The organism is Alteromonas sp. Mac1, from assembly GCF_001562125.1.
GTDB classification, from domain to species: Bacteria; Pseudomonadota; Gammaproteobacteria; order Enterobacterales; family Alteromonadaceae; genus Alteromonas; species Alteromonas stellipolaris.
In genome coordinates, this window is sequence record NZ_CP013932.1 from 732,687 (window position 1) to 744,920 (window position 12,234).

Sequence of the window (12,234 nt, forward strand, 5' to 3'; positions counted from 1 at the left end):
GCGAACGAGCAAAGTATAGGGAGTAGCGATTGGACACTCAGGGTCACAAAGGCGCAATGTTAACCACGCTTAAACGTATCGTGCAGGAAATGAATCAAATTCCTGCGCTAGATACTGCCTTGTTTCGTCTGGCATCTCGTGTTAAACAAACGCTTGATGTCGACTCATGCTCCATTTATCTAGCCGATTACGAGAAACAAACCTTTATTCTAAAGGCTACCGACGGTCTGCACCCTGATGCAGTAGAGCAAGTTCATATAGGCTTTTCTGAAGGCTTAATTGGCTTAGTCGGTCAGCGTGAAGAACCGCTTAACATTGTTAACGCCCAGCATCATCCTCGATTCAAACACTACCCTGAAGTTAAAGAAGAAAATTACAACGCATTTTTGGGTACGCCCATTATTCACCAGCGTAAAGTGTTAGGCGTCATTACCCTACAGCAAAGTGAAATGCGCCGTTTCAGTGAAGACGAAGAAGCATTCTTAGTCACCCTCGCTGCCCAGCTAGCGCTTGAAATTACCAATGCTGACATGCGCGGCGCACTAAACAATACCGCCAATGTAAACAGTATTGCACTGCAAAAAAATGTCTCTGGTATTGCGGGTTCGCCCGGCTTAGCAATTGGTAAAGGCTTCTCACCAGATAAGTCACTTAATTTAAAAAACTGGGTTGTTAAACGCAGTAAAAATCCAAACGACGAAATCCAAACCTACCGCAAAGGCGTGGAAGTCACGCGCCAACACGTGGATGGATTATCGAAAAGTTTAGATGACGATATTCCTGATGACGTTAAATCCATATTTCAGCTTTATCACCATTTACTTGATGCCAATAGCTTAGGCCGCGAGGTAGAAGAGAAAATCAGGCAAGGGTGGGATGCTGCGTCGTCACTTAAAATGGTGGTCGAAAATTACGCCGCACGTTTTCGCGCGATGGACGACCCTTACATGCAAGAGCGTGCCATCGATATCGTCGACCTTTCCGATCGTATTTTGGCGAATATTCTTACCGAAGGCCAAGGCCAAGGGCAAAAGCTGGTAGAAAAACTCGCCACCGAAGATAGTATTTTGGTGGCCGATGAAGTATCGGCAACCATGCTGGCTGAGTTTCCAAGAGAAAAGCTCAAAGGCATTATCTCTATACGGGGGTCAAACAACTCTCATGCCGCTATTTTAGCAAGGGCAATGGGTGTGCCTGCGGTGATGGGGTGTCAGAATGTGTCTCCTGCACTGCTTGAGGGTAAAGAGCTTTTACTCGATGGTTATGCAGGTGAGGTAATTGTTTCCCCAGAGCGGAACATCAAAACTGAATTTATTCAGCTTATTGAAGAAGAGTCGGCAATAACCGAGCGCATAGACGCCGAAGCCGGGCAGCCTTGTGAAAGCGTAGATGGCTGTCGCATGTCGCTATACATCAATGCGGGTTTGTCTGCTGAAGCCGAGCTTAATGCTGGGCATATTGGCTCGGGTATTGGTCTGTACCGTACTGAAATTCCCTTTATGCTACGGGAGCGTTTTCCTTCTGAGCAAGAGCAAGTTGAGCTTTATCGCCAAATCTTAGAGTCGGCACCCGATTTACCGATTACCATGCGTACCCTTGATGTGGGAGGAGACAAACCCCTTCCTTATTTCCCCATCAATGAAGAGAACCCGTTCTTAGGGTGGCGGGGCATACGGTTAACACTCGATCACCCCGAGATATTCTTGGTACAAGTACGGGCCATGCTAAGAGCCAGTATTGGGCTTAAGAACCTACGCATTATGTTACCGATGATATCCACGGTGGCAGAAGTGCAAGAAGCCAAGCGCTTAGTTAACCAAGCCTACTTTGAGATATGTGACGAGGTTTGTGAGTCAGATGAAGTACTTCAGCGGCCTAAGTTAGGTATTATGTTAGAAGTACCCTCGGTATTGTATCAACTGCCGCAGCTTGCGAAACACGTAGATTTCTTCTCGGTGGGCAGTAACGACTTAACGCAATACTTGTTGGCGGTAGATAGAAACAACACCCGTGTGGCGGGGCTGTACAACAGCTACCATCCTGCGGTATTGGCTGCACTCTACGACATTGTGCAGCAATCAAACGAGAACCAAATCCCCGTTACCATTTGCGGCGAGATTGCCGGTGAACCGGCAGGTGCTATTTTATTAATGGGCATGGGGTATCGTCGTTTAAGTATGAATGCGTTCAATATTCGAAAAATTAATTGGCTTATTCGTAAGGTTTCGCTGGCGGAAAGCAAACAGCTTCTTTCTCTCGCGTTAACCTCGCAAAGCCATGAACAAGTATTCGGACATTTAAACGAATATTTAGAAACAAAAGGCTTAGGTGGGTTAATACGGGCAGGTGCGTAAAATAGGTATGGCGCTAGCAGTGTAAATGCTAGTTTCTGCTGTGTGATAAAGGATTTTGTATGGAACCGTTAACCATCATTTTTGTGAGCTGCTTAGTCCTTGGCGTGGTCGTCGGGTTATTAGCAGGAATGTTAGGTATAGGTGGTGGTCTTATCATCGTTCCTGTACTCTCCTACTTACTGATTCACTTTGCTGGTATGACCGTTGAGACCGTGATGCCGGTGGCCATAGCTACCTCACTTTCTACCATCATTTTTACGGGCATGTCGTCTGCGTTCGCACACTATCGCTTAGGTAATATCCATAAACCAACGGTGCTTTATACTGGGTTTGGTATAGCAATAGGTGCTATCTTAGGGGCGCAAATTGCCAGTCATATTTCCGGTGCGCTATTAAAAGACATCTTTGCGGTTTTGGTTATTATTATTGCCGCACAAATGATATTTGGTAAGCAGAAAACATCAGACAGCGAAGCATCGCCATGGGTGCTAAGTTGCGTGGGTAGCGGCACAGGTTTAATTAGCGCACTGATGGGTATTGGTGGTGGCGCCTTGTTAGTACCTGCTTTAGTGTGGTTCAGAATTAACATAAGATTGGCGATTGGCTGCGCGGCATTTAGTGGCTTGCTAATCGCAGTATTTGGCACCGCTAGTTTTGTTGCTGCGGGCTGGCAGCAAGCAGGTATGCCACAGTGGAGTTTAGGTTACGTATATTTGCCCGCCACAGCAGGTATTGTCACCACATCAATATTTACCGCAGGTATCGGCGCTAAGCTGGGCCAGCGGGTAAATACTCGAGTTTTAAAAGCAATGCTAGCGTGTTTGTTAGTGTTGGTAAGTATCAAAATGTTTGTAGGAATTAATTAAGCGTATGGCTGAAAGCAGTTATTTGGTTTTTCCCAGTATAGACCCTATTATTTTTAGCCTCGGGCCATTAAGTGTCCGTTGGTACGGCATGATGTACCTCGTTGGTTTTATTGCCGCGTATTTGTTAGCGCAGAAGCGTTTGTCGCGCACTGAATGGACGCGAGATCAACTCAGCGACTTATTGTTCTGGAGCTTTGTTGGTGTGATTTTAGGTGGTCGTATTGGCTATGTGTTCTTCTATCAGTTTGGCATGTTTCTAGAAAACCCCCTCTACCTGTTTAAAATATGGGCCGGTGGTATGTCGTTCCATGGCGGGCTTGTTGGCGTATTAGTGGCGTTAATGTGGCAAGCTAAGCGAATGAAAGCCACCTTCTTGCAATTAGGTGATTTCGTTGCACCACTAGTTCCCATTGGTTTAGGCGCAGGACGCATCGGAAACTTCCTTAACGCTGAATTATGGGGCCGTACCACTGATGTGCCTTGGGCTATCATTTTCCCAAACGCCGGTAATGTGCCTCGCCATCCTTCCCAGTTATATGAATTTGCCTTGGAAGGCGTATTATTGTTTGTTATTTTATGGCTTTATTCTGCTAAACCTCGACCGGTTGGCGCGGTAAGTGGTGTCTTTTTACTTGGCTATGGGAGTTTCCGTTTTATCGTGGAGTACTTTAGAGAGCCAGATGCTCACATTGGTTTATACCAAATGGGGCTAAGCCAAGGGCAGCTATTATGTTTACCTATGATTGCATTAGGCATAGGGCTATTAGTGCGCGCCTACACCCGCCAACAGCAACAAATTAAACAATAAATAAGAAGAAAGATGAAAGAATATCTCGCATTGATGCGCCATGTACGTGATACAGGTGTAAAAAAGGAAGACCGCACTGGAACCGGCACATTAAGTGTATTTGGCTATCAAATGCGGTTTGATTTACAACAAGGCTTTCCGTTAGTTACCACTAAAAAATGCCACCTTAAATCTATTATTCACGAGCTGCTATGGTTCTTGAAAGGCGAAAGTAACATCGCTTATTTGAAAGAAAATGGCGTGAGCATTTGGGATGGTTGGGCAACAGAAGAGGGCGAATTAGGCCCTGTATACGGTAAGCAATGGCGCAGTTGGGATAATGGCGATGGTACAACTATCGATCAGATAGCCGATGTGATTGACCAAATCAAAACCAATCCAGATTCTCGCCGTCTTATTGTCAGTGCATGGAATCCGTCTGTATTGCCAGATACACAATATTCGCCAAGTGAAAATGCGAGTATGGGTAAGCAAGCATTGCCACCGTGTCATACTATGTTTCAATTCTATGTGCTTGATGGCAAATTGAGTTGTCAGCTATATCAGCGCAGCGGTGATATTTTCTTAGGTATTCCTTTTAATATTGCTAGCTATGCTTTACTCACCATGATGATCGCCCAAGTATGTGACCTAGCGCCAGGTGACTTCATTCTGACATTAGGTGATGCGCATTTATATAGTAATCATCTAGAGCAAGTTGACCTGCAACTAAGCCGAGAGCCTTTTGCGCCGCCCGTTATGGAATTAAACGAAAGCGTGAAAGATATTTTTGATTTTTCATTTGAGGACTTTACGCTTAAAGGCTATCAGTCTCACCCTCACATAAAAGCACCGGTCGCAATATAAGGAGGTTTTGTGTCTACACCTATTCTTATATGTGATGATTCAGGCTTTGCACGACGCCAAATGGCACGCAGTATCCCAGATGGTTGGGATGTAGAGATTTCATTTGCCGGCAATGGGCAAGAAGCTCTTGAGGTTATCCGTGCTGGTAAAGGCGATGTGGTATTTCTTGACCTGAATATGCCTGTTATGGATGGCTATGAAACCATGGAGGCCATTCGTAAGGAAGACTTACCTTGCTTGGTTATCGTGGTATCAGGTGACGTACAAGCGCAAGCGAGAGAACGGATGTTAGCCTTAGGTGCCATCGATTTCATTCGTAAACCTATCGATAACGAAAAACTTACCAATATTTTATCTTCTTACGGTATTTACAGCGGCATTTCTACTGCAGTGCAGCGAGAAGCCGTTGCAAGAGACACCGATGCGTCATCGTTGGACGACAAGCTAGATGCGTACCGTGAAATGGTGAATATCGCCATGGGGCGAGCAGGTGAAAGCCTAGCGCAACTTATGGGCGAGTTTGTCGACCTGCCTATTCCCAATGTTAATTTGCTAGAAAGTAATGAACTGTCGATGGCCATTGCCGAAATAAATCGCAACGACTGTGTATCGGCAGTGTCGAAAGGTTTTGTCAGTGCTGGAATTCGCGGTGAAGCGCTGGTTATCTTCAATGATACTAACTCGCAAAACATTGTTGAGTTATTAAAATATGATGCCCATCAGTCCACGGGCAGCCTAGAGCTTGAAGCCTTAATGGATGTGTCGAATATTTTAATCGGAGCATGCTTAAATGGACTGTCTGAACAACTAAACGTGTCATTTAGTCATACGCTTCCTGTATTGCTCGGTCGCCATCGGGGACTAGCTGCGTTGCTTAATGACAATGTTAAGAAGTGGGGCAAGGTAATGGCAATCGAAATTGGTTACGCCATTAAAGCCAGAGATATTGCATTCGATTTGTTACTCCTGTTTCCCGATGAAGCGATGAACCATATTTATGGTCGTTTAGTGGATGTAGAAAAGGAAGCTTCATAATGATTTCACTTACCAAAAACGGAAATTTACCTGCTGAACTGCTCGACTCTATCGAAGTGGGTATTGTCGTGTTGGATAGAGATTTCAAGGTAGATGCGTGGAACAAATTCATGGAAAACCACTCTTCAATTCTACCCCGCGATATTAAAGGCACCTCGTTATTTACCCATTTTTCAGAAATTGATGAAAATTGGCTAAGGCTTAAATCAGGCCCAGTATTTAACTTAAAAAGCCCTGTATTTATTATTTGGGAACAGCGCCAATACTTATTTAAATTTGGCGGCAATAGACCTATTACCTGCCAAGCAAGTTACATGTATCAGAACGTGACCATGTTTCCTTTAATTTCTGAAACCGGTAATGTTGAGAAGTTCTGTATCGTCGTTTATGACGTAACAGACCAAGCACTTAGCAAAATTGGTATGGAAAGACTGAATGAAGAGCTAAAAACTGCCAGCCGAATTGATGGCTTAACGGGGCTGTTTAATCGTCGATACTGGCAGGAGCGTTTTGAGCAATCTTATAAGTTAGCGAAGCGCCAAGATAAGGCAAGCACTGCAATGATGTTGGATATCGACCACTTTAAAAAAGTGAATGATACCTATGGGCACCAAGCCGGTGATAAAGTTATTCAAATGCTGTCCGCTCTTATCAAGCGCTGTGTTAGGGAAACTGATTTAGCAGGCCGTTATGGCGGCGAAGAATTTGCCGTTATTCTCACCGACTCACCCGTTGAAAAAGCCGTTATAGTGGCTGAGCGTATTCGTCGTTTAGCGGAACGTTTGGTGGTAGAGCACGATGGTGAAGAAATTACTTTTACGGTGAGTTTGGGCCTAGCTGAATTCGACCTTAACAGTAAAAGCTCCATGGCTTGGCTTGAAAAAGCTGACCAGGCGCTTTACGAAGCTAAAGAAAGTGGGCGGAATAAATACTGTATTAGCGCGCTAGCCAGAGTGTAACGCAACTCTTTGTAACGCAACTATTTGTAACGTAACTACATGCATAGTCTTCTTCGGTAGCTTCAGACAGAGTTGGTAGTGCGCTTATTACACCAACTCTGCGTTTACTCCCTATAACTTCAACAGGGTTAATCCTAATGTATTTTTCAACTCTTGAAAGGTAACAGGTTTAACTAAGTGGTATCGAACACCAGCAAGCTCAGAGGCCTTCCTGTCGTCTTTATGTGCGTTAGCCGTAATAGCAACGATGGGAATATTTGGTTTTTTCTCTTTAATGATTTTTGCCACCTCTAATCCGCTTATATCAGGTAAATTAATATCTAACAAAATAGCGTCGTAGGACTCTTCACTCGCTAGCATGATGGCGTCATTACCATTGGTTACTGTCTTAGGTGAGTGACCCATGCATATCAGCATATTTTCAAGCATCTGTGCATTGATAGGCTCATCTTCTACCACCAGTATCTTGGCATGACTCACCGATTGATAGGCGGATTTATTCGGATGTGCTAAGTGATGAAGCGTATCTACAATACGGTTTTTATCAACTGGCTTAACAAAAGATTGCCATATTTCAAGCTTACTGTTTGCAATAACATTGGCAATATCTGGTGTCGCCGACAACACCACAATAGGTGGCGTACGCTTTCCGTAAATTGCATGAAGTGTTCGAGTTAGCTCTAAACCATCGATGCCAGGCATGTAAAGGTCGGCGAAAATGGCAGTGTATTGTAGTAACTCATCATGCAAGCTTAATAGGTCTGAACCTGAAGCAAAACAACGGGCGGAAAACCCTTCGCTAGTAATAATGTTTTGTATATGCAGTCGAGAAATTTCTAAATCATCAACAATAGCGAAGCGCGCATTGCTAGTATTAGCTTTGGGTGTTTCGATATCGGGTAAAGGCGTAATAGGAATATTGGCAACAAATTCAGTACCAATGCCCTCTTGGCTTGTAAACGAAAGGCGGCCGCCAAGTTGATCAATACTTTTCTGCACCACAGTTAGCCCAATGCCAGCACCTGGAAACCTATGATCTAGCGGCTGTTCGCCACGAAAAAAGCGTTCAAAAATTTTAGACTTTATATCATCCGCAATGCCTAGTCCTGAGTCTCTCACTTTTATGACCAAAAATACCTTTTTGTTTCTCACCAAGGTTGTGACGTTTACATCGATGATGCCATTGGGTGTGAACTTAACGGCATTGTCTAACGTGTTGCGGATGACTTTAGATAAGTTTATGGCATCCCCTTCGATAAAGTGCGGCACGCTATGGTTGCAATGCATCGTAAATTCGACTTTTTTCCCTCTAACCTGAACGGAGTAAGGGGATATGCACTCGTCGAGTAAACTGATGAGGTCAACTCGGCCAATGTGTTTATCTTGTTCGCTACCAATCGATAAAATATCGAGCAAGTTATTGGTTAAATTTAACAGCCGATAGCATGATTGTTCAGCTTGTTGAATGAGCTTTCCTTGCTGGTGCTTCATGTTAGGAATAAGTTCTAGTGCAGTAATGATGGCACTAATTGGTCCTCTAAACTCGTGGCTCACTAAGTTTAGGAAGTCGCGCTTTTCATTCTCAAGTAAGGCTTCAGATTCTTGATATTTCGAAGAGATATGCGCTTCTTTCTTAAGTAGGCGAGTTCTATTTTGGTTGATTTTTGAGAAAACAAATAGCCACAGCGCCATAAGAGAAAGTGCTAACAAGGCGGTAATCACGAACAAGCTTACCTTGAGGTTCTGAGCACTGTGACTCAACCGATTCAAGGTGATTTGTTCTTGAAGCCGAATATCTCTAATGAGTGGCGAAAGCTGAAGCGGGGGGGATAGATAACCCGCTACTTCACTAGGGGGTAAACCAACAATAGTACGGAGCAAATAAAAAGTAACTTTCACCTGCTCGGGAAGTGAAAGTGAAGTGCTCATTTGTTGTTCGCTGATATAGGCATCTAAACTGAGTGCTTGGGTATTAAAGTCATCGAAATGCGCATCGTCAATTAAAAAAGCATGTTGAAAGTGATACTTTGCTTCAACGACAAGGGGCACTAATTCCCTCTGAATAGTGGCTATTTCATCTGAAGGTTGTGGCTTAGTAAGTGTCTCAATATGGTTTTCTATTTCAATGAGTGCATGATGCAGTGAGTTGCTCGCACTTAGCGATTGCGACAACGTATAGTGGGTGTGTAAAAAGTGGTATAGGTAGGCGAAAAAACACAATATAACTACGGCAAACCCTGTAGCGATGTATAAATTCCAATGCGTTACTTCGTTAAACGGTACTTCATTCTTGCTCATAGCGACTCCATGCTACTACGCCTACTATTGGTCTTTTCTTGATTTTCCATTAGACGTTACTGGCTTTCCACTTAGCCATTGGGCTTTCGCCAGACCCACTACTACTACATTTTAATCGGCTACATTGAAGCCAAGTGAAAGCTTATTATATGGCTAATTTAGGCCATCCTTTTACGAACTCATTTCCTCATCATTGCTATATGCACAGTAGTTTAACTTTAGATGGGAAATGAGTTATTGCAATGTTATTGCTCAGAAGTTTTAGATTTTTCTAAATGAGTGATTTTATGTCTAATATTGTGTAAGAACAGCAAACTGGGAATAACCATAAGTGCTGTAATAACAAAGAACTGGCTCCAATTACCGTCAAGGAAATCAACCACGAAACCACTACTGGATGCTACTAAGGTTCTTCCCGCTACACTTAGCGATGCCATAAGGGCGTATTGGGTGGCACTGAAAGCGCGATTACACAACAGAGAAATAAAAGCGACCATAGCCACGGTGCTCCAAGCAGCCGTAAAACCGTCGATAATAACCGCGGCGGCCAGTAGTGTAACATCAGGCCCAGTAGTGGCTATAAGTGAGAACATAAGGTTAGAAGCCGCCATAGCAATACCGGCGGTCATTAAGCCCTTGTAAATGCCGTAGCGAATATTGACTAGCCCACCTATCAGAGAAAAGATAATGGTTACCCACCAATTGAGCAGCTTTGAGTAAGTGCCTATATCGCTATTTGAAAAACCAATCTCTTTGTAAAAAACGATACTCATTCTTCCTAAGAAGGCTTCTCCAATCTTAAACAAGAATATAAACAGCAAAAACGAGAGGGCGAGCTTGACGCCATTACGGGAGAAAAACTCGGAAAAAGGGGCCACTAAAGTTTGTTTAAACCAAAACGCTATTCTAGAAGAGCCTTCTCCGGCACTGCCTTGTGTTGGGCTCCCCACCACTTGGCTACGCAATAAATCCCTGTCTATGTCTGGTTCTTTAGCAAAAAGTGTTGAGACCATAAGTAGAAGCATGAAAAGGGCAAGTAAGCCGTAAATATCAGGCCAATACCAGCTGCTGTTGTCTGCAATAAAAAACGGGATGGCCCCAAGTCCACCATAACCCGTCCACCATCCTGCGGTGGCAACGGAAGAGGCAGCAGATAAACCGTCATTGTCATTTTCTTCAATAACATCAATTCGATAACCATCTATCGCAATATCTTGAGTAGAAGAAAAAATAGCGATGAGCAAACCCACCAATGCCAAATAAAATAAGTGACTATTGGCCGATAACTGTGTCATCAACGCACAACACAGGGCTATGCCACCTTGCATGATGAAAATCCAGCCTCGACGCTGGCCAAGAAAGCGAGGTTTTACGCGGTCAATTAAAGGAGACCAAAGAAAATTGAATGAATAGACCGCAAAGATAGCACCAAACAAGCCAATGGCTGACCGAGATAGGCCTTCATCTTTTAACCAAGCAGATAGCACTGAACCAATCATAATCCATGGAAAACCACTGGTAATGCCAAATAGAAAAATACTGAGGTAACGTCGGTCGTGATAAGTTTTCAGAGAGTCTAACAATTGCGTTCCATGGCCAAAGCGTGATCGTTTCGTATTGAGCCATGATCACGCTTGAGTTTCAATGAAAACGAGCGATAAAGGGTTGAATCACTGATAAATTAAGGAATAAAGAAAGTCGTTAGGGACGGATACCAACACAATCGATGGGGCAGTGCCCTTTTCCTTCTAAGAACAATACACAGTTCATTAACTCATCGACGAGATATTTATCTGAACGTAACTTATCTTCTTGCCAAAAATGGACTTGATGGAGCAAATGCCAAAAGACCCGTTCCTTATAGGTGTAAGGTTGGGTAAATGTGTACTCTATCTGGCCCCATTCTTCCATACTATCCCAAAAGAATAGTTCGATCTCCTCGACCGGAAGCTCTCCTTGCCAAAATGACCTCAGATAAAAACACAGCTGCTTGGCCTTTTTGTTTACGAATGTTTGAACAGTCATAGACACACAGCCGCCGTTATTAAAGATTAAAATGAATTATAGTTCAGAACAATCAGTGATACCTTGTGAAACACAAGGCACATGAGATAGATTACTGTTTTAAGCTGTAAATTAGACTAGTTGGTTTAGATTCTAATTACCAGCCTAAATGTTGAGTCCATCCAAGAACGCTGCCAGCAATCAACTGAATTTTAGCGCTATTCTCATTGTCCATTAGACCAAAGGTTGAATTTTGGGTTGAGAGTGACTGTTGTCTGTAGTGGAGTTTGAGTGAGGTGATGGCAAGTTGTTTTCGTTTCGTTTCTGTTTGCGATGCCCATGTATTGGTGTCGTTAATAGATAAATCTAATACCGGGAATTCTGTTCCAGCAATAAATTCAGGTACACCGCGATTTATGTCGGCATTCGGCCAAAAGGGGGTGATGGCGACTAAAGTGTCTGGTGAGGGAATAATGCCTTTAGAACCTAAATCCAGCAATTGTGCAGCCTGCATACCATAAGCAATGTTCATTCTAAACCCTTGATGACTTTCAAGGTGCGTATTAAGCGCATTGATTAAGATGGTTAAATGCTGACTGGACGATACGTAACTTTGTCGCTGAAGTCGACTGTCACTTTTCGGGTGAATGGCTTCATCGACGGGAAGGTCAGGGTCTTCTTCTAGCGTGAATGAAACTGGGCTAACCACAGCATGCCAACCTTTTTCATTCAGTAAGCTGGCTAAGTGACGCGCGTCCCCAATAGAAAGTCCGGTGGGTGAGGCATCAGCTAATATAATGGCCGCTCCGCGAGAGATGGGTAATGCTGATGGGCTCTCAAAAATAGGCACGCGGATTTCCCCAGCCATTACATAGGTAATGTCATCGGGTAAAAAAGCGTGGGTAATATCCTCATACAAGCTTTGGGCTTGCGCACCAGGCGCAAAATATCCCATCAAAAACATAAGGCTAAAGCTGCAACCCACCACGAGAAAGCGAAATAAACGTAACATGGCGTACCAATAAAGCATTCAACAGTTTTATTATCGGCTAAAGCTTTGAAAA

General features: G+C 43.7%; 10 protein-coding genes. 6 read left to right on the forward strand and 4 right to left on the reverse strand.

Annotated elements, in window-relative coordinates:
• Positions 1 to 56 precede the first annotated feature (56 nt).
• From ptsP to AV939_RS03200, 6 genes are read left to right on the forward strand one after another with little or no spacing between them, the layout of a single operon-like run.
• Positions 57 to 2,354: a phosphoenolpyruvate--protein phosphotransferase gene (gene ptsP, locus AV939_RS03175; RefSeq protein WP_061998154.1), complete on the forward strand. Its 2,298-nt coding sequence runs from the start codon at positions 57 to 59 to the stop codon at positions 2,352 to 2,354.
• Between the two features lie 59 nt (positions 2,355 to 2,413).
• Complete coding sequence (locus AV939_RS03180; RefSeq protein ID WP_057794086.1) at positions 2,414 to 3,220, forward strand: sulfite exporter TauE/SafE family protein; 807 nt, start codon at positions 2,414 to 2,416, stop codon at positions 3,218 to 3,220.
• 4 nt (positions 3,221 to 3,224) lie between these two features.
• Complete coding sequence (gene lgt, locus AV939_RS03185; protein ID WP_057794084.1) at positions 3,225 to 4,028, forward strand: prolipoprotein diacylglyceryl transferase; 804 nt, start codon at positions 3,225 to 3,227, stop codon at positions 4,026 to 4,028.
• Positions 4,029 to 4,040: 12 nt separating this feature from the next.
• Positions 4,041 to 4,874 carry a thymidylate synthase gene (locus AV939_RS03190; RefSeq protein WP_057794082.1) on the forward strand — a complete coding sequence of 278 codons (834 nt, stop codon included), beginning with the start codon at positions 4,041 to 4,043 and terminating at the stop codon, positions 4,872 to 4,874.
• A 9-nt stretch (positions 4,875 to 4,883) separates the two neighbouring features.
• A complete protein-coding gene (locus AV939_RS03195) occupies positions 4,884 to 5,909 on the forward strand; it encodes a response regulator (protein ID WP_061997117.1) in 1,026 nt (341 codons plus the stop codon).
• Positions 5,909 to 6,868, forward strand: coding sequence for a sensor domain-containing diguanylate cyclase (locus AV939_RS03200; protein ID WP_061997119.1), 960 nt, complete (start codon positions 5,909 to 5,911; stop codon positions 6,866 to 6,868). Before AV939_RS03195 ends, AV939_RS03200 begins: the two co-directional genes overlap by 1 nt.
• Positions 6,869 to 6,979: 111 nt before the next feature.
• On the opposite strand, the gene AV939_RS03205 is transcribed toward AV939_RS03200, so the two are convergent.
• The 4 genes from AV939_RS03205 to AV939_RS03220 all read right to left on the reverse strand — a co-directional run bounded on the left by AV939_RS03205 (position 6,980) and on the right by AV939_RS03220 (position 12,182).
• Positions 6,980 to 9,166: a hybrid sensor histidine kinase/response regulator gene (locus AV939_RS03205; RefSeq protein WP_061997121.1), complete on the reverse strand. Its 2,187-nt coding sequence runs from the start codon at positions 9,164 to 9,166 to the stop codon at positions 6,980 to 6,982.
• A 245-nt stretch (positions 9,167 to 9,411) separates the two neighbouring features.
• On the reverse strand, positions 9,412 to 10,749 hold the full coding sequence (locus AV939_RS03210) for an AmpG family muropeptide MFS transporter (RefSeq protein ID WP_057794073.1): 1,338 nt from the start codon (positions 10,747 to 10,749) through the stop codon (positions 9,412 to 9,414).
• A 118-nt stretch (positions 10,750 to 10,867) separates the two neighbouring features.
• Entirely contained in the window at positions 10,868 to 11,191 is a 324-nt protein-coding gene (locus AV939_RS03215) for a hypothetical protein (protein WP_013785507.1), read from the reverse strand.
• A 136-nt stretch (positions 11,192 to 11,327) separates the two neighbouring features.
• Entirely contained in the window at positions 11,328 to 12,182 is an 855-nt protein-coding gene (locus AV939_RS03220) for a DUF3530 family protein (protein ID WP_197427691.1), read from the reverse strand.
• Between the last annotated feature and the right edge of the window lie 52 nt (positions 12,183 to 12,234).